The sequence below is a fragment of the Paenibacillus litoralis genome (genome assembly GCF_046244365.1).
Taxonomy (GTDB): Bacteria; Bacillota; Bacilli; order Paenibacillales; family NBRC-103111; genus Paenibacillus_V.
Genome location: NZ_CP176395.1, coordinates 2207222 through 2229901 on the forward strand (window position 1 = coordinate 2207222; position 22680 = coordinate 2229901).

The 22680-nt window shown below is 54.0% G+C and carries 17 protein-coding genes; 11 read left to right on the forward strand and 6 right to left on the reverse strand.

The window, feature by feature from the left end:
- Positions 1-190: 190 nt before the first annotated feature.
- Both ACKGJP_RS08970 and ACKGJP_RS08975 read left to right on the forward strand, forming a co-directional pair.
- Complete coding sequence (locus tag ACKGJP_RS08970; protein ID WP_409347106.1) at positions 191-742, forward strand: DedA family protein; 552 nt, start codon at positions 191-193, stop codon at positions 740-742.
- 126 nt (positions 743-868) lie between these two features.
- Positions 869-1291: a hypothetical protein gene (locus tag ACKGJP_RS08975; protein ID WP_409345321.1), complete on the forward strand. Its 423-nt coding sequence runs from the start codon at positions 869-871 to the stop codon at positions 1289-1291.
- A gap of 105 nt (positions 1292-1396) precedes the next feature.
- Here the strand turns inward: ACKGJP_RS08975 and yfbR are convergent, their stop codons facing one another.
- Together yfbR and ACKGJP_RS08985 are read right to left on the reverse strand one after the other, a co-directional pair.
- A complete protein-coding gene (gene yfbR, locus ACKGJP_RS08980; RefSeq protein WP_409345322.1) occupies positions 1397-2014 on the reverse strand; it encodes a 5'-deoxynucleotidase in 618 nt (205 codons plus the stop codon).
- A gap of 85 nt (positions 2015-2099) precedes the next feature.
- A complete protein-coding gene (locus ACKGJP_RS08985; protein ID WP_409345323.1) occupies positions 2100-3302 on the reverse strand; it encodes a polysaccharide deacetylase family protein in 1203 nt (400 codons plus the stop codon).
- A gap of 322 nt (positions 3303-3624) precedes the next feature.
- Here ACKGJP_RS08985 and ACKGJP_RS08990 point away from each other — a divergent pair, with 322 nt between their 5' ends.
- The 5 genes from ACKGJP_RS08990 (at position 3625) to ACKGJP_RS09010 (ending at position 10918) form a co-directional block, all read left to right on the forward strand.
- A complete protein-coding gene (locus ACKGJP_RS08990; protein ID WP_409345324.1) occupies positions 3625-5166 on the forward strand; it encodes a fumarate hydratase in 1542 nt (513 codons plus the stop codon).
- Between the two features lie 112 nt (positions 5167-5278).
- Positions 5279-6169 (forward strand): bile acid:sodium symporter family protein, encoded by an 891-nt coding sequence (locus ACKGJP_RS08995; RefSeq protein WP_409345325.1) that lies wholly within the window; start codon positions 5279-5281, stop codon positions 6167-6169.
- Between the two features lie 210 nt (positions 6170-6379).
- Positions 6380-8176, forward strand: coding sequence for a two-component system histidine kinase PnpS (gene pnpS, locus ACKGJP_RS09000; protein ID WP_409345326.1), 1797 nt, complete (start codon positions 6380-6382; stop codon positions 8174-8176).
- Positions 8177-8238: 62 nt separating this feature from the next.
- Complete coding sequence (locus ACKGJP_RS09005; protein WP_409345327.1) at positions 8239-8955, forward strand: response regulator transcription factor; 717 nt, start codon at positions 8239-8241, stop codon at positions 8953-8955.
- Positions 8956-9244: 289 nt separating this feature from the next.
- The gene (locus ACKGJP_RS09010) at positions 9245-10918 is read left to right on the forward strand and encodes a DUF4855 domain-containing protein (RefSeq protein ID WP_409345328.1); all 1674 of its coding nucleotides are present in this window, start codon (positions 9245-9247) and stop codon (positions 10916-10918) included.
- 96 nt (positions 10919-11014) lie between these two features.
- On the opposite strand, the gene ACKGJP_RS09015 is transcribed toward ACKGJP_RS09010, so the two are convergent.
- Complete coding sequence (locus tag ACKGJP_RS09015; protein WP_409345329.1) at positions 11015-12160, reverse strand: alpha-hydroxy-acid oxidizing protein; 1146 nt, start codon at positions 12158-12160, stop codon at positions 11015-11017.
- 248 nt (positions 12161-12408) lie between these two features.
- Between ACKGJP_RS09015 and ACKGJP_RS09020 the strand changes: the two genes are divergently transcribed.
- On the forward strand, positions 12409-13245 hold the full coding sequence (locus ACKGJP_RS09020) for a DUF92 domain-containing protein (protein ID WP_409347107.1): 837 nt from the start codon (positions 12409-12411) through the stop codon (positions 13243-13245).
- Between the two features lie 246 nt (positions 13246-13491).
- Here the strand turns inward: ACKGJP_RS09020 and ACKGJP_RS09025 are convergent, their stop codons facing one another.
- Positions 13492-14364: a helix-turn-helix domain-containing protein gene (locus ACKGJP_RS09025; RefSeq protein WP_409345330.1), complete on the reverse strand. Its 873-nt coding sequence runs from the start codon at positions 14362-14364 to the stop codon at positions 13492-13494.
- 146 nt (positions 14365-14510) lie between these two features.
- On the opposite strand from ACKGJP_RS09025, the gene ACKGJP_RS09030 reads away from it, so the two are divergent.
- From ACKGJP_RS09030 to ACKGJP_RS09040, 3 genes are all read left to right on the forward strand, one after another.
- Positions 14511-15593, forward strand: a complete 1083-nt coding sequence (locus ACKGJP_RS09030) for a Gfo/Idh/MocA family protein (protein WP_409345331.1) — start codon at positions 14511-14513, stop codon at positions 15591-15593.
- Between the two features lie 155 nt (positions 15594-15748).
- Positions 15749-16303 (forward strand): sigma-70 family RNA polymerase sigma factor, encoded by a 555-nt coding sequence (locus ACKGJP_RS09035; RefSeq protein WP_409345332.1) that lies wholly within the window; start codon positions 15749-15751, stop codon positions 16301-16303.
- Positions 16296-17336, forward strand: coding sequence for a DUF5643 domain-containing protein (locus tag ACKGJP_RS09040; protein WP_409345333.1), 1041 nt, complete (start codon positions 16296-16298; stop codon positions 17334-17336). Before ACKGJP_RS09035 ends, ACKGJP_RS09040 begins: the two co-directional genes overlap by 8 nt.
- 779 nt (positions 17337-18115) lie before the next feature.
- Here the strand turns inward: ACKGJP_RS09040 and ACKGJP_RS09045 are convergent.
- Entirely contained in the window at positions 18116-21046 is a 2931-nt protein-coding gene (locus ACKGJP_RS09045) for a DEAD/DEAH box helicase (RefSeq protein WP_409345334.1), read from the reverse strand.
- On the reverse strand, positions 21043-22602 hold the full coding sequence (locus tag ACKGJP_RS09050; RefSeq protein ID WP_409345335.1) for an SWIM zinc finger domain-containing protein: 1560 nt from the start codon (positions 22600-22602) through the stop codon (positions 21043-21045). Before ACKGJP_RS09050 ends, ACKGJP_RS09045 begins: the two co-directional genes overlap by 4 nt.
- Positions 22603-22680 lie beyond the last annotated feature (78 nt).

Sequence of the window (22680 nt, forward strand, 5' to 3'; positions counted from 1 at the left end):
ATACTAATTTATAATAATTATAAATAAGAGTCAAATCGAAGCCGAGACATGTTTTTTAAGTAAAATAGTGGTAATATATACAGGTGTCACATTTGCTTAAACCGGCAGGTTGGTTGGGGGAGAAGCGCGGTTGGAATATATCGAGAGGCTCTTCGATGCCTATGGTTATTTTGTGCTTTTCTTCGGCTTGATGCTGGAATTCATTGCGCTGCCGTTCCCGGGGGAAACGACGATGGCCTATGCCGGATACCTTTCTTACGCCGGAAGCTTGAATTGGATCGTCTGCATGCTGTTTGCTGTGCTTGGAACGACGATCGGCATGACGATTACGTATATGATCGGCTATTTCCTCGGCATGCCTTTTATCAAGAGGTTCGGCAAATGGGTGCTGCTTTCGCCGGAGAAAGTGGAAAGAACGCGGAGAAGCTTCGGCAAATACGGAAACGTGCTGCTCTTTGTTGCCTATTTCATTCCCGGCGTTCGTCATCTAACGGGTTATTTCTCGGGGATCGTCCGGCTGCCCTTTCGAACATTTGCTTTATACGCTTATTCAGGAGCCGTGTTCTGGGTCATTTTTTTCGTTGGGCTGGGTAAGCTGTTCGGCGCACACTGGGAGGAGCTCTTCCGGTCGTTCGAGCATGATATGCCGTATGTTGTCGCAGGAGCGGTTGCATTGGCGCTGGCGTACGGAGCGTATTACTATCGGCAAAAGCTGAAAGCGCTGCTCAGCAAGCGGAAATAAGTTGTCCGCCGACCATGGATTCGCTATACTTGAGTTGGACGGACGAGCAATCCGTGAAACGGTTTCGTACATAAGAAGGTTCGTTTCGCATAGTTAGCATTTAGAGGATCGGGAGGTCAACGTTCAATGGTGAGGTTTATCTTATTTTTGCATTTGCTCGGCGGCATCGGAATGGGCTTCTATTTGCTTCTTCCTTTTCTCGCCATGCGCGTTTCGTCGCTCAGCGCGACGGTTCGCGAAGGCTTTGTCAACAGTCTGCACTCGGCCAACCGCATCGGTCAAATTTTGTTGATTGTGCAGTTCTTGACGGGGGGCTATTTGATCAGCAAGTCCGACGTTTCTACGCCTTGGATGGTACAAGTGATCGTTCTGTTTGTAGCCATCGGCGCGATTACCGGCATGCTTGCCAAGCCGATGAGGCTGTTACAGCAGCAAGCGGCGGGCGGAGGAGAGACGGACGCATCCGTAACGAACCGCTTCGTCGTATTCAGCTCGATCGCGGGCGTGCTGTTCCTGGCTCTTATCGTGCTCATGTACTACCGGTTTTAAACGAAAAGAAAATCCCCGCATGCGGCGTTTGCTGAAGAGCTTACGCTGCGCTGCGGGGATTTTTTTGACATGTTATCCATGAAGGTAAGGCGATTGTTTAAAGGACTACAGCTCTTCGGAAAGCTCGTCGAGCGTTTTTTCCATACTCGGCGCCAGATGCTCCAGGAAATAAGCGACCTCGGGCATTTGCAGCGCTTCGATGGATTGCTCGATCTGTTTTTTGGCAACCGCGAATTCGCGGTTGCCGGCGGACAGCTCGGTCACGCATTTCAGATAGGCGTCAAGCAAATCGGCCGCTTTTACATAGCTCTTCCGTTCGGTTTCAGCCGGATCGTCCGGTTGTCCTTCTCCGTGCGGCGTTCCTTTCACTAGCGGTTCATAGACGGAACGGAGCTGGTCCGGCACCATGCCGACCAGACGCTCCGCAGCCAGCTGCTCGATGGAACGGAAGCTGTTCAAAATGTGCGGGTTATGATGCTTGACCGGTGTCGGAATATCGCCGGTCAACACCTCGGTCGTATCGTGAAACAGAGCCAGCGTGACCGCTTTATCGGTCGCAACGCCCCGTCCGAACACTTCGTTCGCGATCGTGCACAGCATATGGGTCAGAAGCGCCACATGGAACGAATGCTCGGCCACGTTCTCCTCGACGACGTTGCGCATGAGGCTCCACCTTTTGATATACCGAAGACGGTACATATAAGCAAAAAAATGATGATCCATGGCTCAAGGTCCTTTCGGAATAAAGGGAAGCCCCACGTTGCCGGAATCGGCGCTTGCGACGAGGGGCTTTATCCTATTCGTTTCGTTATTTGGCGCCGGACTTGCCGGATGCCGCCTGGCTGCTCGGGGACTCGGCGTCACTGGCGCTCTCGTCGGGCAGCGTCGTCGTATAGGTCTGGGAGTCCGAATTAAACGCGATCGGCTTGCCGATCAGCATCTGCAGATCGTCGAGACCGATGAATGTCCGGTTGCCGATAACCTTCAGCGGTTTGGCCAGAGGGATTTCGACGCCGCCTTTGAACGCTGACTTTGAACCGGGCCGCACCTTCCACTGCTCGCCGTTGTAATGAATGACCGTGCTTCCGTCGTCCTTGTCGACCGTCAGCTCGCCGCCGATCTGCTCCACGGTGTCCCTCAGCACGACGCTGTCGCGGGGGTGGCTCACCGAAGTCACACGGCGCATAATCATGTTATGCAGCCCCTCCGGCGTAATGTACGGGCTGCCCGCATTGATGCGCGGAATTTTGAGCGGGTCCGTGCTGCGAGTCGTCATTCTGGGCAAAATCGTGAACGCATATTGCACGCCGGCATCATGAACGATGGATGCTGCGGTTTTGTTGTAAATGCCGAAAGGGTAGGCGAGCGAGTCGATCGGCGCCGGATACAGGCCTTTCAGGCTGTTCAAGCACATTTTCGTGTCGTCGAATATGCGCTGCTTGTATTGCTCCTCGCTTTCCGTCACGCCCTGGCTGTTCTTGATCCGTCCGGTAAGGGCCGCAACGCCTCCGATTTTCTCGTGCAGGCCGTACGTATGGCATTGCAGGTCGATCGTGCTCATCTGAGCCGTCATCGCCTTGATTTCGTCGCGGGACATGGACGGTATGTAACTGGCTTTCGGATCCTCCAAATCTTTCGTGATGACGAAGTTGACCGCCGGAATGTCCATCTCCTTCAGAACGGGGAAGGCATTCGTGTAAAAGCTTTCGTACCCGTCGTCAAAAGTGACGAGCACGGCGTTCTCGGGGACGGCAGAGCCCTTCATAAACTGCTTGAGGTCGTTCAGCGTAATGAAGTTATAGCCTTGGCTTTTCAAATAAGCCAGTTGGTCGCGAAATAGTTTGGTCGTGATGGTGCCGGAGCTCTGCGCTTCGTCATGCACATGGTGGTACATGATTACGGCAACCTGGTCGCGGTACATTTGTTTGGGCTTGAACATGCTTAGCGAGGTCATAACCGTCGTCAGAACGGCTGCGCAAATGAGCAAGCTTTTGATTCCGTTACGTATCATTCCGATCCTGCTTCCTTCCAAAATTACGAATAATTGATGATATAAAGACGAATAAAAGAGAGTAAATCAAGCAAAAACGCGCCTTAGCGGCAGGGCCGGACTCTATCGGGAAACTGTACTTTTTCGGCAGGTAGCACTATAATGAAGGATAGAATCGGCCAACAAGCTTGCGCCGTTGTTTTTTGCTGATGATCGCCGGTATCCGCCTGCGGCCGGGATTGTGAGTAGGATGTCCCCGTTCGTTTGAGGGCGCCGTGTTGAACTATGTTTGTTATTATAAGTTTTTATTTGAGCCATGACAATTGAAAGGGGCATCTACATCATGCAGCAATTCCAAGAAAGTGTTTACAAGCTGATTGTGGAAACATCGACGAACCTGCCGGCAGACGTTCGCAAGGCGATCAACGAAGCGCGTCTTCTGGAGGACCAAGGCACGCGAGCGGCATTGTCGCTGTCTACGATCGCCAATAACATTGAAATGGCGGAAACCAACGTTTCGCCGATCTGCCAAGATACGGGAATGCCTACGTTCATTATACACACTCCGGTCGGAGCGAACCAATTGATCATGAAAAAACAAATATTGGCGGCAGTCAGCCAAGCGACGAAAGACGGCAAGCTGCGCGAGAATTCCGTCGACTCGCTGACGGGAGCCAACAGCGGGGACAACCTCGGACCCGGCACGCCGGTTATCCACTTCGAGCAATGGGAACGCGACGATATCGAAGTGAAGCTGATTCTTAAGGGCGGCGGCTGCGAGAACAAAAACATTCAATACAGCCTGCCGGCAGAGCTTCCGGGTCTCGGCAAAGCGGGTCGCGATCTCGACGGCATCCGCAAATGCGTCATGCACGCGGTCTACCAAGCGCAAGGACAAGGCTGCAGCGCCGGCTTTATCGGCGTCGGCATCGGCGGCGACCGGACGAGCGGCTACGATCTCGCGAAGCAGCAGCTGTTCCGCGAGGCGGACGACGTCAACCCGAATCCGGAGCTGCGCAAACTGGAAGAGTACGTAATGGACAATGCCAACAAGCTCGGCATTGGCACGATGGGCTTCGGCGGACAAGTGACGCTGCTCGGCTGCAAAGTCGGCGTCATGAATCGTTTGCCGGCCAGCTTTTTCGTCTCGGTTGCTTATAACTGCTGGGCATTCCGCCGTCAAGGCGTCGTGCTGAATGCCGAAACGGGTGAAATTACAGGCTGGGCTTATGACCGGGGAACCGATATTTCGATGAAGCAGGAAGAAACGGCTCAAGCCGCTGCGGCACCGGCTGCGGAACGCCGCGAGGTTGTGCTCAATACGCCGATTACGGAAGAGCAGATCCGAGAGCTTCGTGTAGGCGACGTCGTCGTCATCAACGGTTTGATTCATACGGGCCGCGACGCCCTGCACAAATATTTGATGGACCACGATACGCCGGTCGACCTGAACGGCTCGGTCATTTACCACTGCGGACCGGTTATGGTGAAGCATGGGGAAGACGACTGGGAAGTGAAAGCCGCCGGACCGACGACGAGCATCCGCGAGGAGCCGTACCAAGGCGATATCATCAAGAAATTCGGCATTCGTGCGGTTATCGGCAAAGGCGGCATGGGAGCGAAGACGCTGGCTGCGCTTAAGGATCACGGCGCCGTTTACTTGAACGCAATCGGCGGAGCGGCGCAATATTACGCGCAATGCCTCAAAAAAGTGGAAGGCGTCGACTACATGGAATTCGGCATTCCGGAAGCGATGTGGCATTTGCAGTGCGAAGGCTTTGCAGCCATCGTGACCATGGATTCGCACGGCAACAGCCTGCACGCCGAAGTGGACAAAAACTCGATGGAAAAGCTCGAAACATTTAAAGAAACGGTTTTTAAATAACGCACTTATGCTTACCCCTACGAGAAGGGCGCAGGCCGGACTGCGCCTGAACGGTTTTTTTGAATCGTATATGTTCGTTTTCGTTCCACTATCGCTGATAGTGGGCTTTCTTTTGCCCGCGCCGCTTCGCGGCTATACGGAATGGGCGCCCTATCTGTTCGCATTCATGACGTTCGTCATGGCGATGGGCTGCAGCCCGCAGCAGGTAAAGCAGGCGATGCGTATGCCGCTGGTCATGCTTGTCACACTTCTGCTCGTGCATATTGCCGCTCCTTTGGCTGCATACGGGCTTGGTGCCGCTGTATACGGTCCCGATTCCCCTTATGTGATCGGCTTCGTCCTGTTTGCGATTATTCCGCTCGGCGTTTCCTCGATCCTGTGGGTCGGCATGGCGGAAGGCAACATTCCTCTGGCGCTTACGCTCGTCGTGCTGGACTCAGCGTTAAGCCCGTTCGTCGTGCCGGCGGAGATCGCCTTATTTTTCGGTGCGGACATCTCCTTCGACCACACCAAGGTGATGGGCGATTTGCTTATTATCGTCGTCATTCCGACCATACTCGGCGTGCTCGTGAATCATTTCAGCCGATCCCGGGCCAAAAGCTGGTCCGCTCCGGTCGCAGGCCCTGCATCGAAGCTCGCGATGTATGCGGTAGTGGCGATCAATGCGGCGGCAATCGAGCCGTATATGAAGGATTTGAAAGCGGATCTGCCGCTGATGATTCCTCTAGTGGTCTTCCTGGTGGTCGTTTGCTATGTGCTTGGCTTTGCGGGGGCGTGGCTATTCCGCAAGCCGGAGCTGACCGTGACGCTGCTGTATGCAGCCGGGATGCGCAACATTTCGCTCGGCATCGTGCTTGGACTCGGCTATTTTGAACCGAAAGCAGCCGTTCCCGTCGTGATTTCGACGCTGATTCAACAGCCGATGGCAACGGTTATGCATAAGCTGGTCGCGCGGCTCGGTATCGGGCGCAAGACGGGCGTACAGCAAACAGCGCGAAGATAAAGCTTTCCTGCGGCGGATGCTCGTCTCGCAAGTTTTACACAACGTTTACATTCCGTTTACGTATTGCGCTGGATTTTTGCATAACGTACAGGTACGATGTAGGGGAGCGGCACGGAGCGTGCCGTTTCTTTTCGACCGATTCCGCTGACGGCAGCCCTTACGGGAATGCCGGAAGCCAAGCGGCTTACGATTGCATCTACTGGAGGGCCTATGAGAAAATTCCGGACGCGCGTTTCTTTCATCTTTATTTTATTGATCGGCTTGTCCGTATTGGGCGCCGGCCTGATTACGGCCAAGCTGCTCGAGAACACGTATATTTCCGCCCTGAAGGATAATATGGAACGCGAAATTCGCATCATCATGGCGGCGATCGATTGGTCGAAAAGCGGCAGCGATAATGAACTGACGCAATATTTCAGCGGTCAGGCGAGGTATTTGAAGGAATCCGCCGGCGCCCGCGTAACGTTTGTCCGCAAGGACGGCAAGGTGCTCGGGGATTCGGACCATGAGCCGCAGGCGATGGATAACCATCTGAACCGTCAAGAGATTCTATTGGCCAAAGACAAAGGGGTCGGCTCGTTTATCCGCCATAGCGATACGCTCAATCAGAACATGCTGTATGTCGCGATCCGCGTAGAAGCGCCGGGCGACAACCAGCTCGCTTACATTCGGCTGGCCATGGGCCTTGCCGGCGTTGAAGAGAAGGTCAGGCAGCTGTGGATGCTGCTGCTCGGCGGCTTGCTCGTGCTATTCGTCATTGCGGGGATCATCAGTTACCGAATCGCGCATAATTTGACCAGGCCGCTGGAGAAAATTACGCGGGTCGCGCATCAAATATCGAATATGAACTACAAGTCGCGCGTGACGATTCGCAATCGCGACGAGATCGGTCAGCTGGGCCAAGCGATCAACACGATGGCGGACAGTCTGCAGCTGCAAGTGAATCGGATATTGGAAGACGAGGGCCGGTTGAAAAGCGTGCTGGAAAATATGTTGAGCGGCGTCGTCATGATCGACAGCGAGGAGCGAATCGTCCTGCTCAACCGGTCGGCAGAGGAGTTTCTCGGGTTTTCCTCCGAGGAGCTGCTCGGGAAGCCTTACGATCAAGCGAAGCAGCAGTTCGAATTTACGCAAATGATCGGCGAGTGCATCGACTCGCATGAGCATGTACGCGACGAGATCATTTTTTATTATCCGGAGGAACGTATTCTTGAAGTGAATCTGAGTCCGATGTCCCATGTGGACGGGGAATGGGCGGGAGTGCTGATCGTGCTGCACGACATCACGGCGATGCGCCGTCTGGAGAGAATGCGCAGTGAATTCGTCGCTAACGTTTCGCATGAGCTGAAGACGCCGATCGCGGCCGTCAAAGGGTTTGCGGAGACGCTGCTCGCCGGGGCGCTGAACGACAAGGAGACGGCAAAGTCGTTCCTGCAGATCATTTTCGACGAGAGCGAGCGGCTCAACCGGCTGATCGGCGACATTCTGGAGCTGTCCAAAATCGAATCCAAACGGATTCCGATGAACTTCTCTCCGGTTGAAATGAAGAGCTTCGTCGAGAAACAGCTCCATATGCTGAAGGCGGAGGCCGACAAAAAGCATATCGAGCTGAGCATGCAGGTAGCGGAAGACATTTATATTGAAGCGGACGAGGACAGGCTGCGGCAAATCGTCATCAATCTGCTGTCCAACGGCATTTCGTACACGCCGGAGGGCGGGAAGGTGAAGGTGATGGTCGAGCCGGTGGCGCCTCAGCCGGACGGAGACTACGAGCGGGTTCGCATCGTCATCTCGGATACGGGAATGGGCATTCCGAAGAAGGATCTGCCGCGCATTTTCGAACGGTTCTACCGCGTCGATAAGGCAAGGTCGCGCAGCTCAGGCGGAACGGGCCTCGGGCTTTCCATCGTCAAGCATCTCGTGGAGCTCCATAAGGGATCGATCGCGGTGGAAAGCGAAGTGGGCCTAGGCTCGCGGTTCATGATCGAGCTGCCGGTCATCCACTAGACGGCAAAGCCCGATTATGTTAGGCTTGTCACTGTAAGATGATCAAACGTTGGGGGTTACCCATGGCGCAAAACATTCTTGTTATCGAAGACGAACCGACGCTTGCCCGCCTATTATCGTATAATTTGGCGCAGGAAGGCTATGAAATCAAGGTCATCGATCACGGCGGCGAAGGGCTGCAGGCCGCGCTTCAGGTCGTATATGATCTTATTATATTGGACATTATGCTACCCGGGATGAACGGATTCGAAGTGCTTTCCAAGCTGCGGCAGAAGGGCGTCAAGACGCCTGTCATTATTTTGACGGCGCGCAACGCCGAGGAGGAAGTCGTGCAGGGGCTTCGCTATGGAGCGGACGATTACATCACGAAGCCGTTTGGCGTAGCCGAGCTGTTGGCGCGGGTATCCGCGGTGCTTCGCAGAACGCAGCCCGAAGAATTTAACGCCGATACGAGCGGGAACGGCGACAAGGTGATTATGGTCGGCGATTTGCGCATCTATCCGGAGAAGTATGAGGTCATGCTGGGCGGAGAATCGATCCCGCTGCGGCCGAAGGAATTCGAGGTTCTGCTGTATCTGGTGCAGCGTCCGGGCGTCGTCGTCACCCGGGACGATTTGATGAACATCGTATGGGGCTTTGATTACATCGGCGGGCAGCGGACTGTCGACGTGCACGTCAGCTCTTTGCGCAAGAAGCTGGAGATGAACCAGCAGTCGGTTCAGATCGATTCGATTCGCGGCGTCGGCTACAAGCTTGTTACAAATACGGTCAAAAGATAAGGAGCAGCCCGCGGGCTGCTTTTTTTTTGCTTGGAAGTAAGGCTTGCGGACATTTATCTTAAGTCATGTGAGGAAGCTCAAGAGCTTATGATGATCTTTCGGCATCCGTTGGAGCAGCATCTTCGACTCGCTGATTTCGTATCATTTTCGGATGATAGATCAACTTCGATGAACAATATTGAAAGCGTTTACCACACTCTGGCGTCTATAATGGGGGCAAGCGGCATGGGGCCACTAGCGGCGTTTGAACGGAAATCCCCAAGAATCGCACGCTATGAAGGGAGACGCAATGATGAAGAAATGGAAACGGCAGTTCTTACCGGCTATTGCCGCGTTAACGATACTGTCCTCGTTTCAGCCGGCGCTTGCCGCAAAGGAGGAACCTGCTCAAATGAGAAATTTGGCAAGCGGTCTGTCTTACCGGTATTCCGATCCTCCCTCCGAGAATTATCCGGATAGCGGCACTAAGCTGACGGACGGCAAATATGCGGATCCCTCCGCGTTCTGGGATGCGAATTGGATGGCGTTCCTCCGCGGAAAGACGCGGGAAATTACGTTCGACCTCGGCGAAAGCAAATCAATCGGCCGCATCAATGCGCATTTTCTATACGATCATGCGGCAGGCATCTATACGCCGAACATTGCTTCTTTCTATGTATCCGAGGACGGTACGAACTGGGCTCCGGTAAAGCATATGAACTCGCCTATGCCGCTTTGGACGCCGAGTACGGCCGCCGGATACGACTATTCGTGGAACGGGGAAACGGACGGCGTCCCGCACGGAGACCAGCATGCGACGATGGCTTACGCGCGCTATGTGAAAATTGCGGTTACCACGCAAATCTGGGTTTTCATGGACGAGGTGGAGATTTGGGGAGCGGACGGCAAGGCGAAGCATGCCAAAAAGCTGAAACCGGAAATGCCTGCCTATTTGCAGCCAGGTGAGTCTACAGCGGGAATACGTGATCTTGTCCTGCTGTACAACGGCTTTTACGAGAGCGGAGCAGGCAATTGGAAGAAAGAGGACATCATTCCGTACATCAGCTATACGGACAAGAACGGCTCTCCGAAGGATTGGTTTTATGACGGCGTACTTTACCTAGGCCTTAGAACGAGCGATAATGCGCGGGACTTCGGCATCAATTCTTTGTTCAGCGACTGGCAATGGTACCTGGACAAGACGTTCGCGGAGTCGGGGGATATGCGGCAGCTGAACGAAGCGGTGAAGGAAGCAGGGGCGAAGCTTGGCGATAACCGCCATAAAGTGAAGGTGGTGCTGATGATCCCGCTGGCCGCCGATACGGTTGCCGATTTCGGAGATGTAGACGGGGACGGCGTATCGGAAAACTTCGTCGCCGCCCAGGTAGGCGAAGAAACGGCATATGCCAACCGCCAAAAGGCGATTCGCTGGTATATGAACGAAGTGAAGAAGCGATGGTCCGCAGGCAATTATGACCGGCTGGAGCTCGATGGCATGTACTGGCTGTCCGAGGGCATCTCTCACGGCGACCGGAGCGAGCCTAAGTTGATCCAGGAGACGCGCGATAGGGTACACCGCGAAGGCCAAAAGTTTTTCTGGATACCCTTCTTTGCCGCCAATATGAATTTCGCTGCAAGCGAGCTGGGCTTTGATGCCGCGGCGCTTCAGCCGAATCATTTCTTCGATGGAACGGATCCGATCCGGATCGAAGACACGGCCTATTTGGCGCGGCACCATGGGCTGGGCGTCGAGATGGAAACGGATGAGCGGATGAATACGGACGAGGCCTTCCGTGCTAGATACATCGATTATTTGAACGGCGGCGTCGATTTCGGCTACATGACCGGCGCTTTCAAGGCTTACTACCAGGGAAATACGGCACTGCTGCAGAGCTCTCGCAGCGACAATGCAAGAGTTCGGGAGCTATATGACTGGATGTATCAATTCGTCAAGGGGACGTATCAGAAGCAGAGCCGCTCGTAAATGGGGGAAGGCCGGTTCGGTTAAAGAAGGGATACCGTTAAGGAGAAGACGAGGGCTCGAGATCCGGTATGCCGGGTCGAAGAGACCTCGTCTTTTCTATGGGGAAGGGATAAAGAGCAGATCGTCCCGGCTGAGCGATTGCACATCCCGATGGCCGGCGATGCCCATCGTCAAGTCAAAATCTGCTATCATATTTTCCAGTACGTGCCGCACTCCCTTCTCGCCGGCAAGGGACAGTCCGTATACATACGGGCGTCCGAGGAGCAAGAAATCGGCGCCAAGTGAAAGCGCCTTAAACATATCGGCTCCGTGCCGGAGGCCGCTGTCGAATAAGACGGGGACGGCGCCCTTCACGGCGGCCGCAACGAGCGGCAGCATGTCTAACGTAGCGGCCGCTCCGTCAAGGTGACGTCCGCCGTGGTTCGAGACGACGATTGCGTCGGCGCCGGCTTCGATCGCTTTGGCGGCATCCGCGGGATGCGAAATTCCCTTGATGATCATGGGAAGATCGGTGACGGAACGCACGAAAGCCACCCCTTCCCAAGTCGTACCCGGGTTAACGGTAATCCGCTGCACCGATTCGGATGACAGCGGAAGATTGTACTTGCGCAGGACGACGGGATCGGTCACGAGATTGCCTACCCCTTCCGAGGAGGTGAAAGGCTGTACGGCGTTGAATAAATCTTTCTCCCGCCAGCCGATCTCGGGCCGGTCGAAAGTGAGCACGATCCCTGTGAAGCCGGCGTTCTCGGCTCTGCGAATAATGCTTGCAACGACTTCCAGGTCATGTCCCAAATAAAGCTGCATCCATCTCGGCGCGCCGGTCCCTGCAATATCCTCCAACGAGCGGGAGGCGACCATGCTGTGAATATAGAGGACTCCCATGGAGGCTGCAGCCCTGGCGGTTGCCACTTCGCCTTCGGTATGAAATAACGATTGCCTTCCGATCGGGGCTACGCCGACCGGAAAAGGATAAGTTTGATTCAGCAGCGGAAGCGACAGGTTACGATCGGCGACATCCACGAGAATCCTTTGAACAATCCGCCAATGCTCGAAGGCATCTCGGTTGGCCCGCATCGTGGCTTCGCTGCCCGCTCCGCTCTCCGCGTAATCGAATGCCTGTACGGTCAGCTTTATACGAGCCTGAGCCTCCCAATCAGCGAACGATATCGGCAAACGATCGCTTCCCGGCAGCTGCTGCTCGTTTGTCCGGAGCTTGCGGATTTTGGTTCCGTAGTTCATCCGATCACCTCTAATGGAAGTGTATGAGACGGCGGAGCGGGATAGATCATCTCCATTTGAAAATGTAGGGGGAAAACGGATAAGATAGCAGCAGGGAGTGCGTAAAAGCGATTGAAAGCCGATCGGCTTTATGAAGAGTAATGAAAGAAAAAAACATGACGAGGTTTATGGAGGACAAGTGAACAAGTGGCATGAAGTAGAGTAACAAAGAAGAAAAGCGGAGGGCGGGAGATGATAATATGGACGGGATGCAATGGGCGATCGGGTTAGCCGGCAGTCTGGCGATTGCGGGAGCGGCATATGCCAAACGTTCGCTTTCGATATCCGGCGCGGCGGCGGCGGTCGTCACAGGAGCATTACTGTACGGGGGGGGAAGCCCGGCTTGGTTCGGTACGCTGATCGCGTTCTTCCTCTCCTCTTCGCTGCTGTCCAAATGGAAAAAAGCCGCGCGCGGCGAAGCGGAAAGCGGCTATGAGAAGGGAGGCCGCCGGGATGCGGGACAGGTTGCCGCAAACGGCGGGCTGGCGCTGCTGCTGTGCGCAGCCGACCGGCTGTGGCCGGATCCGCTGTGGCTGGCCGCTTTCGTAGGCGCGCTTGCCGCCGTCAACGCAGACACTTGGGCTACCGAAATCGGCGGCCTCAGCCGCAGCAAGCCCCGGTCGATCTTCACCGGGGCTCCCGTCCCGCCCGGAACGTCGGGCGGGATAACGCTTCTGGGCCTAGCCGCTTCGGCTTGTGGCGGCCTGTTTATCGGCGCGGCGGCGTACGCGCTGCTGATGGCGACGCCTGCGGACGGCCGCCTCGCGGCGGACGCCGGCGTGCAAGCCGCCGGCGCGCTGCCGCTGCTGCTCGCGGCGTTCGCCGGCGGTATGATCGGCTCGCTCGCCGATTCCGCGATCGGCGCCGTCTGGCAGCGCATGAACCGCTGCGCCGTCTGCGGCAAAGAAGTCGAGCGGTCGGTTCACTGCGGCCAGCCGGCAGCGCACAGCCGCGGCCTGCGCTGGATGGGCAACGACGCGGTGAACGCGCTGTGCTCGATTGCCGGCAGCGCAGCCGCGGCTTGCTTATGGTTTCTAATATCTTAGCTTATTCTCGGTCCGGCACAACCAGGAGCTTAACCTTGCAGCGTTGCCTGCTGTTTTCCCCTCATAGTGAGGCGCATTCTACTACGACGCACAAATCCCCCGTTTGGTTTTTTCGCGAAACCAAACGGGGGATTTGTTTGATAACATCGTGCATCAGACGGCCGTCGCACGCATGGATAAGAGGTCTCCGTTGTTCCTAGCCGTTTCATCGCCAGTCGAAGCATTCAAGTAGCATAAGCGCAGGGATTACTGCGTCCATTCCGCCATTTTTTTGCGGTAGTCGTGCGGAGAGCAGTCGTTGTACTTGCGGAACATTTTGTAGAAGTGCGCCATGTTCGGCATGCCGACCTCTTCGCCGACCTGGGCGACGTTGATTTCATTCGTGAGCAGAATGCGTTCGGCGCGTTTGATTTTTTTGTAATTGACGTATTCGAGGAACGACATACCAAGCACTTTTTTGAAATATTTGACGAAGTAATAGTAGCTCATATTGGCGATGCGGCTCGCTTCATCGACTTGAATTTTGCCGCATACGTTCTGCTCGATGTAATCGAGAACGGGACGAAGGCGCAGTAAATCGTTATTTTCCCTGTGGTGGGGGAAATGCTGCTTATCGCTGCGAAGCAGGGTGAGCGCGATTTTCTTGATCAGCAGGCTGACGGCGATTTCGTACCCTTCCTGCTTGGTTTGGGCTTCTTGGAAAATTTGCTTTACGCTGTCGACTATCGTTTCCTGCGCCAAACGGTTTTGTTCGAAAATATAATTAAGCTTGCTCCACGGATAATCGGTTTCGGAAAGAAACCGGTAATAAGGCATCGTGCTTTGTTCGAAGTAGTCGTGAATATCGAACTGGAGCACGTAGTATCTCATCGTGCCTTCGGTGACATAGGAACGGTCGCGGTGAAGCTGGTTGGCACCGATTATCACGAGCTCTCCCTCGCGGAGCATGTATTGCTCGTCCTCCACGAATACGTGCAGCACGCCTTCGGATACGACGAGAATTTCTACTTCCTTGTGATGATGCCAAGGGGATATCGCATCGACATCACGACGGGCGGCAAATATTTTCATGCTGAGAAACGGATTCTCAAAGCGGATGTCTTCTTTATAAAACTGCACCTTTTTGCATCTCCCGAATGACAAAATCGCATATAAGGATAACCATATCCGTCATATCTTTTTGACGGGCTTGTATCTATACTATCATTGTAGTATACCGAGACATACATTCAAAGGTTTTTTACGTTAAAGGAGGAACCGTTTCCATGTCCAAGAAAGTCAAAGTGGCTATTATCGGCTGCGGAGGTATTGCCAACGGCAAGCATTTGCCAAGCCTAGCGAAGCTTGATACGGTAGAACTCGTCGCGTTTTGCGATATTGTGACGGAGCGCGCAGAGAAGGCTGCTGCCAAATTCGGCACTGCGGAAGCCAAAACATACGAAGATTACCGTGAAGTGCTCAAGGATGCTTCTATCGAAGTCGTTCACGTCTGCACGCCGAACGACTCGCACGCCGAAATCGCCATTGCCGCGCTGGAAGCCGGTAAGCACGTCATGTGCGAGAAGCCGATCGCCAAAACGGCAGCCGACGCCCGCCGCATGGTAGAAACGGCCAAACGTACAGGCAAAAAGCTGACCATCGGCTATAACAACCGCTACCGTCCGGACAGCCTGCACTTGAAAAAGGTGATCCAAGACGGCACGCTTGGCGACATTTACTTCGCCAAAGCGCATGCGATCCGCCGCCGCGCGGTACCGACATGGGGCGTGTTCCTTGACGAAGAGAAACAAGGCGGAGGCCCGCTTATCGATATCGGCACCCATGCGCTCGATATGGCGCTTTGGATGATGGACAACTACGAGCCGAAGGTCGTGCTCGGCACGTCCTACCACAAGCTGTCGCAAAAAGAAAACGCGGCGAACGCTTGGGGCCCTTGGGATCCTAAGAAATTCACCGTGGAAGATTCCGCTTTTGCGATGATCACGATGAAGAACGGTGCAACGATCATCCTCGAATCCAGCTGGGCGCTGAACACGCTGGACGTGAAAGAAGCGAAGGTTTCGCTTAGCGGTACGGAAGGCGGCGCGGACATGAACGACGGCCTGCGTATCAACGGCGAAGAGCACAGCCGCCTGTACACGCACAGCGTCGATCTGAAATCCGGCGGCGTAGCTTTCTACGAAGGCAAATCCGAGAGCGATGCGGACATCGAAGCGCGTTTATGGATCGAAGCGGTCCTGAACGACACCGAGCCGGTCGTTACGCCGGAGCAAGCGCTTGTCGTTTCGGAAATTCTCGAAGCCGTATACGAATCCTCGCGTACGGGCAAAGCGGTTTACTTCGAATAACAGGCATTATCAATAAAAGCCGGCGGGGCATTGTCCTGCCGGCTTTGTGTTTTGTAATACTCTGCCGTATCTACGGACTTCGAATATTTTTGTTCCCCAATGACCCTTTTTGCCGTGCTTAAAGCGTATTAGATAGGGAGGTGAGGGGAAGTCGTATGTTCCATTCCAAACTGGCCATAGATGCAAAAATAAAATCCGCAGAGCGCGGAGGAGAAGCCTTAATCGAGCATTTAATATCGGAGTATCAAAGCGAGCTGCTTCATCTGGCTATGTCTTATTTAAATGATTACCAGCTGGCGCAAGATTGTGTTCAGGAAATTTTTATGACGGCCTATAATAAAGTCGATCCCGATAAGGATCAGGCTTCTCTGCGCAAATGGCTCAAAGTATGTACAGTCAACCGCTGCAAAAGCATGCTCAGGTCTGCCTTTTGGCGAAAAATGGTGTTTTGGGAGCACGATCGGATGAAATCAGTATCTGCAGCAACAAAGGATGAGTATTCCAAACTGGATGACACCGGAGTTCTGGACAAGGTGATGCGGCTGCCTGTTAAATACCGCGAGATGATTGTGCTTCACTACTATCAGGATATGACTTTGCAGGACATTTCCGTTGTGCTGAAAATAAGCCATGAAGCGGTTAAATCGCGTCTCCGCAGGGCAAGGGAACAGCTGAGGGTCATGCTGGAAGGGGAGGATAGTAATGAGTAATCAGCTTGATGAGCTCTTGAAACATAGTACCAACAGATTGAACCGACACAGGCTCGTGTTGGAGACAGAGCCGAGAACCCTAGCACCTGCAGGGAGGCGTTACCGAAAACGGATTGTCGTGAGCTGCATGTTTCTGTTCATTTGTATGAGTACCTTGATGCTCCCTTCATCATCCAAAGTGTTGGCTTATGTAGTCAACCTGTTACGATCAGAAGGATTTCAGCAGGTCGTGGAAAAGGGCTTAAGCACCCCTGTGGGTCAAGAGTCGCTACAGCAAGGTATCAAACTCAGTGTGGAAAATTTATATGTGGACCAAGGCGAACTTATTTTCGAAATGGTGCAGTCGTTTGCGGAAGATGCGGCTTCGAGATCAATGTTGAACACGAACGACGTTCAATTGTTTATTGATGGGAAAAAACTGGCCTTTCACTCCGGAGGCGAATTTCATGATCTACAGGATGGCCGGTACGGGGGTATTATTTATTATCAAAGTAACTATGGATATGAGGAGGGGCTCGGTGGCCTGCTGCCTGAGCAATTTCAGTTAACGATTAAGGTAAATCGGATTGGAGACATCCAAGGAAATTGGTTCCTCGAGCTGCAGGTATCCCGTGAACTTTCGGATCAGGCGACCCGAACTTTTGTACCGGGGATCTCTCACGAGGTAAACGGGATTACTATTAACGTAGCACGAGTTGTGATGACACCGCTTAGTGCGAAGATCGACTACGAAATGACCGTGCCCGAGAATTACTCGTTTACCGATCCGTTTGCCATCAGCAGTATTCAAGTGAAGGATGATAAGGGCTATATTATGGGGACGGGCTTTGTTGGCGGCGAAGGTGAAGCGGTTGAAGGCGATCGGAGGAAATACCGGTTTACGAGCGAACATTTAAGCACGCCGAAGGAAACGCCGGAGGCACTCGTTATAATCCCACAGCGCAGTGTAATGGAAAGACAGGATGAATGGGGGACCTATTTCCATGGAGAAGCGCTTGAACCTTACGTGTTTCATGTTCCCTTGCAAAAATAACCGAGCATAGAAGCAAGAGTAGCTTATCTAAACAATCCTGTAAAGCATAAGAAATGGGCTTTGTCACGCGTATTCAGAATTTGATGGAGTCCAGTCATTGTATGAGGAAGTTGTAGCTAAGGAGCCGTTATTGCTTATGTTCCACAAGTTGAAGATATGGGGAGTAACAAGTGGAAGGAGTTAGCAATTAAAGATTTAGATGGTTATGTCATTGTGGTTGGTGGTAGTAATTAAGTATATTCTTAGAAGAACAAAATGAGTGAGGGAAATTACTCAAAGGAGAACGTTAGTTGTGTAAATGTAATAAGAAAGAAATCTAAAGTACATATGGCTTTAATGAATCAAGCCTATAATAAAAAACGACCCCCTTTAAAATATATAAAATTAAGGCCCACAGTCCGTTGCTGTGGGTCACTTTTTTGGTTATTGAAGTAAAGGGCAGTTTGATCAGTGACGGTTAAGGTGTATTCCGTAGTTACCGACTATCATGTCAGCCAATACGGCGGAAGATAAGAGTCCCTGAAGGCTTCTAATTTCCGGAATTTCGCCGAAATCTCCGAATTAGATGACGCTGGAGACTCTTATTCCGATCGAAACCGGCTGAAAGAGGTCACCGGCGGAAGATAAGAGCCTCCGGAGGCTTCTAATTTCCGAAATTCCGCCGGAAACCCCGGAATAGACGACGCTGGGGACTCTTATTCAGCGGGAATCAGCCGAGACCGCCTACTTGAGGCAAGTAGTCAACGTCCGAGGCTCTGATGCCTCCTATTACCGGAGCATCACCAAGCCTGGCGAAGCGTAAACAGGTCGCGCAGATCATCGTTCGAGAGCTCCGTGATCCAGCTTTCGGAGGTGGAGATGACGTTCTCGCTCAAGCTCATTTTGCTCTCCAGCATCTCGTCGATCTTCTCCTCCAAGGTGCCGAGAGAAATGAACTTATGCACCTGCACGTTGCGTTTCTGCCCCATCCGGTAGGCGCGGTCGGTGGCTTGATTCTCAACGGCCGGATTCCACCAGCGGTCGAAATGGAATACATGGTTCGCCGCCGTCAGATTGAGGCCGACCCCGCCGGCTTTCAGCGAGAGAACGAAGATGCCGGCTCCCTCCGCCCCCTGGAACATGTCGATCATCCTGTCGCGTTCCGCCTTGGGCGTGCTGCCGTTCAGGTACAGCACGGGTTCGCTCCGATGCGCTCCCAGGATGTCGGCCAGCATGCGGCCCATGCCTACGTACTGGGTGAAAATCAGGCAGGAATCTCCCTCGTCCCGGAGCTCGTCCACCATGGCGACGATCCGCTCCAGTTTCGCGGAACGCGTGACGAATGCTTCCCGGTGCTCATCGGACAGCAGCATGTCTTCCGAAAGAGCGGATTCCTTCGTCAACAGCACGGGGTGATCGCATAGCTGCTTAAGCCGGGTTAAGGCGGAAAGGATGGCTCCCTTTCGCTCAATGCCCTCGAGGTTTTTCATCTTCTCCAGAAGCTCCTTGACGGCCTGCTCGTAGAGCGCTCCTTGCTCGGCCGTAAGGTTGATATACACTTTCATTTCTTGCTTGTCCGGCAAATCCAGCTGGATGGCAGGATCCTTCTTCTTGCGGCGCAGCATGAATGGTTTGACGAGCTTCTGCAGCTGCGCCGTTCGTTCCTCATCCTGATGCTTCTCGATAGGATTGGCAAAGCGAAGCTGAAACCCGCGCTGGTTCCCCAGGTAGCCGGGATTGAGGAAATCGTAGATGGACCATAGCTCCGACAATCGATTCTCAATCGGCGTCCCCGTCAGGGCGATGCGATGCGACGCTTTGAAGGAACGGACCGCTGCGGATTGCTTGTTCTGCGCATTCTTAATGTTCTGAGCTTCGTCCAGACAGAGCGAATTCCACCGGATTTCCTGCAAAGTCTCTTGATCCAACAGCGCAGTCGTATAAGAGGTGATGACAACGTCCGTATCCTGCAAAGCCGCATAAAGCGCCTCGCCGCTTAACCGTCCCTTCCCGTAATGAAGCCTAACCTTCAAGCCGGGAGCAAAACGGGCAAGCTCCTTCTGCCAGTTGCCGAGCACGGATGTCGGACAGACAAGCAGGGCGGGAGAGGAGGTCTCCTCCTTGTGCTGCAGTAAATAAGCGATGAATTGAACGGTCTTGCCGAGCCCCATGTCATCGGCCAAACAGGCGCCAAGCCCGAATTTTCTTAGAAAGCTCAGCCATGTGAAGCCTTCTCGCTGATAGCCGCGCAGGGTAGCCTGAAGTCCTTCAGGCACGGCAAGCTCTTTCAGTTCGGACGGCTGTCCCAGCTGACGGAGCAGCGACAAGAGGTGGGCGTTCAGCTCAACCTCCAGCTTGATCCGTTCTTCGTCTTCCGCTTCGTCGTTGGCTGCGCGACCGCCGGTCTGGGACGGCTTCTCTTGCTCCAATTCTTTCAGCAGATGCAGTTGAAGAACATCCTGCAAGGACAAGCCTTCTTCCTTGTTCACACTTTCCATGAGCTTTCGAATCTGCTCCAGGAGAGCGGGATCCAAGTAGACCCATTCGCCGCGGAAGCGGATAAGCCGTTCCTTGCGGCTTAGCAGCTCTGCGAATTCGGCTTCGTTCAGATCCGCATCGCCGATGGCAAGCCGCCAGTCGAAGTCGACTATGGCGTTTAGCCCGAATAACGACGGCCCTCTGCCGCCAGCTTCCGAGGTAACCTGCGCGCGCAGACGAGGCTTCCGCTTCGAGGCGGCCTCCCACCAGCCGGGCAGCATGACGCTCCAGCCGTCGCTCAGCAATCGGCGGCTGTCCGCGGTCAGGAACCGCCAAGCGGCTTCGTCGCTTAGCGGCTCGGCGAAGAGCATGCCGCCGTTATGCTCGTCCGGAAGTGCCGCCGTCAGCCGAGCTGCCCATCCGGGAGAGCGCTCCCGGATATAAGGGCTCCAGTCGCTCGGCCATACCCCGGACGCCTGTCCGTCTGCTGCAAGGCGAATAGGCGTGAGTGCGGCGCCTTCTTTTTTATCCTGCAGCACCAAACAAAGGCGCCAATCATATTGCTCGTCGTCAGGCTCCAGCAATTGCAAAGCAGGGCGGAAGGGGGCTGTGTCCGGCTTCCAGCCGAGCGCGGCGAGCCACTCTTCCTCCGTAAACGCATGAGCCGGGGCGTTTGCCGTCCGGGACTCCTGAAACAGCGCCGGATAATCCCGCCGAAGATCGGACATGGCGGCTTCGTCCGCATAGTGCTCCGCGGAAACGGAGGCCGAGAAGGCCGAGCGCAACCCGGACATATCCTCGCCTAAGACGTCCGCCCTTTTCAAAGTATCCCAGTCCAGCGCTTCCAGTCCTTCGGCTCCGGCCTCCCACGTCCACTCCAGCTTCTTCCCGTTCCGGAAGGAAGCGTAGCTCGGCGAGTAGCGGCCTGCCGAGGCTTCGCGGAGCAGGAGCGGCGCTGCCTCAAGCAATCCATTAGCGACTTCATTCCCGCCTTCCCACCGAAGGATGTCCATGAAATTCGGTTCGGCGAAGAAGGGGAGAACCATTTCCGCAGGGAGAACCGTCACCGTTAGCTCCCCGGCTTGCTGCAGCTCCAGCGTCGTACCGTAGCAGGACGGCTCGTGCCAAGCGAACAAGAGTTTGCGGAATTTATCGCCGGGGACATCCTTGCCGTCCTGCAACCCCCAAAGCAGGGCATCCCCGCTGTCGGTCAGAATGGCATACAGGGTCATGTCGTTCATTTTTGTGCTCATTCCAACAGCTTCCCTTTCTTTAATTCCTCGTGCAGCGCCCGCAGGCGGCTATGCCGGTCGGCAAAGTCTATGAAGAAACGATCCCACCGCTCGCTTTGCTTCATTTTTTTGTACACCTTTTCGAGTCTTTTGAGCAGCTTGACTGCGGATTTGTAAGCATGCCGGTTTTTAAGGGCGACATAATGCTGGATTGCTTGATGGTAGTAAGGCAGAAGGAGCTCCGGCGCTTCCTTCTCGATCGGTTGCAGTACGCCGACACGGTGGTAGAGGGGGTCAAGCTCTTGAAGAATTTGCATTTCCAGCCAAGGCTTCCATTTGCGCCGTTCGTACAGCATATCCTCAATGATCACAGAGGAATGGGGCAGCAGCCCTTCCAGAACGCTCCACATCGGCTTCTCGGCATCGGGTATATGGGAGACGGCATCGTTCCAAAAACGCATATAGGCTTCGAGTTCATTCTTCTTCTTTCCATTGAAGAAAGCGGCTGTCCTTATCAGCCAATCCGTTAACGTTTCCCAATCCTGAGAATCGGAAATACGTCCGAGGAGAGAGAGAATCAGGCTCCCCGGCGCATTTTGCAACATTCCGCCTTTTTCCAACGCCGCCCATGCCTCGCTGCTTCTGGATTGATGAAGATACAAGAAGGCCTTCGCCGCCGAGAGCGATGCGGACAAAGAATCGGTTGTCAGCCTCTCCAACTCTTCAATCTCCTGCGCTGCCCAAAGGCCGGCTTCGGGATGGGGAGCAATCCAATACTTCCACAGAGCCGTATACAGGCCGAAATCCAGAAATTTATTGCCGGTTTCTTCTGCCATCTGCCGTCTGCTATATTCCAGCGTTTGTTTCAGACGCGCTTCCGATGAAGGGAACTTGAAGAGGCCCGCTTTTTGCCGCAGCCAGGCATGAATGTCATCGTACATCCGATAAAGCGCAAAGGACGTGTAATACGTAACCCCGCCTTGAGCGCTCTGCCCTTTAATTTTTCTCAAAATAAACAGTTCTTGATGCAGCTCGAAAAATACCTCGTCAATCGCCGAAAAGGGGATGGATCCCTTCCGGATATTTTGCAGCGGGTATCGTAATGCATCCGTATACATTTTCTGATCAAAAGCCGGTTTCACGTGGGCCGTAGCTTGCTCCATGAAGGCGTGCCATTTGAAAACGTCCATGCCGGGCAATTCGTCCAGCACCGACTTCGGAGGGGAAATCGCAGCGTTTCGCTTGAGGTGGTGCTTGGCATTCACAATTTGCGAAGCCGGATACCCAAGCCGGTCGGCGAGCTCCATAATAACCGCCGCCAGATGCTTGCAGTAGGTTCCTACCGGGCAAGTACAGGAGCTGGATCTGAACTTGTCTAATCGAAGAGTAACGGTATAGTTTTCCGAGCCGGTTACCTTCCCCCGAATGGCTTGATCCTCCGAAATGCTGAGGGACGTCACAAACTGCTGTTTAAAATAATTAAAGCCCCGGCTAAGGGTAACCTCATTAAACGTTTCGGCTACTTGCTCAAGCAGCTTCAGCCATTGCTCGTCGTTTAAAGCGGGTAAAGAACGCATCGCTAAGCTCCTTGGTGAAATATAGGGATTGTATGGACAACTAACAAGTCGACTTTATAAACACCTACTATTATAGAA

What these genes read in the sequence shown, in the direction of transcription:
- ACKGJP_RS08970 (WP_409347106.1), top strand. Translation starts at nt 191, where the DNA reads ATGCTGGAATTCATTGCGCTGCCGTTCCCGGGGGAAACGACGATGGCC.
- ACKGJP_RS08975 (WP_409345321.1), top strand. Translation starts at nt 869, where the DNA reads ATGGTGAGGTTTATCTTATTTTTGCATTTGCTCGGCGGCATCGGAATG.
- yfbR (WP_409345322.1), bottom strand. Translation starts at nt 2,014, where the DNA reads ATGGATCATCATTTTTTTGCTTATATGTACCGTCTTCGGTATATCAAA.
- ACKGJP_RS08985 (WP_409345323.1), bottom strand. Translation starts at nt 3,302, where the DNA reads ATGATACGTAACGGAATCAAAAGCTTGCTCATTTGCGCAGCCGTTCTG.
- ACKGJP_RS08990 (WP_409345324.1), top strand. Translation starts at nt 3,625, where the DNA reads ATGCAGCAATTCCAAGAAAGTGTTTACAAGCTGATTGTGGAAACATCG.
- pnpS (WP_409345326.1), top strand. Translation starts at nt 6,380, where the DNA reads ATGAGAAAATTCCGGACGCGCGTTTCTTTCATCTTTATTTTATTGATC.
- ACKGJP_RS09005 (WP_409345327.1), top strand. Translation starts at nt 8,239, where the DNA reads ATGGCGCAAAACATTCTTGTTATCGAAGACGAACCGACGCTTGCCCGC.
- ACKGJP_RS09010 (WP_409345328.1), top strand. Translation starts at nt 9,245, where the DNA reads ATGATGAAGAAATGGAAACGGCAGTTCTTACCGGCTATTGCCGCGTTA.
- ACKGJP_RS09015 (WP_409345329.1), bottom strand. Translation starts at nt 12,160, where the DNA reads ATGAACTACGGAACCAAAATCCGCAAGCTCCGGACAAACGAGCAGCAG.
- ACKGJP_RS09020 (WP_409347107.1), top strand. Translation starts at nt 12,409, where the DNA reads ATGCAATGGGCGATCGGGTTAGCCGGCAGTCTGGCGATTGCGGGAGCG.
- ACKGJP_RS09030 (WP_409345331.1), top strand. Translation starts at nt 14,511, where the DNA reads ATGTCCAAGAAAGTCAAAGTGGCTATTATCGGCTGCGGAGGTATTGCC.
- ACKGJP_RS09035 (WP_409345332.1), top strand. Translation starts at nt 15,749, where the DNA reads ATGTTCCATTCCAAACTGGCCATAGATGCAAAAATAAAATCCGCAGAG.
- ACKGJP_RS09040 (WP_409345333.1), top strand. Translation starts at nt 16,296, where the DNA reads ATGAGTAATCAGCTTGATGAGCTCTTGAAACATAGTACCAACAGATTG.
- ACKGJP_RS09045 (WP_409345334.1), bottom strand. Translation starts at nt 21,046, where the DNA reads ATGAGCACAAAAATGAACGACATGACCCTGTATGCCATTCTGACCGAC.
- ACKGJP_RS09050 (WP_409345335.1), bottom strand. Translation starts at nt 22,602, where the DNA reads ATGCGTTCTTTACCCGCTTTAAACGACGAGCAATGGCTGAAGCTGCTT.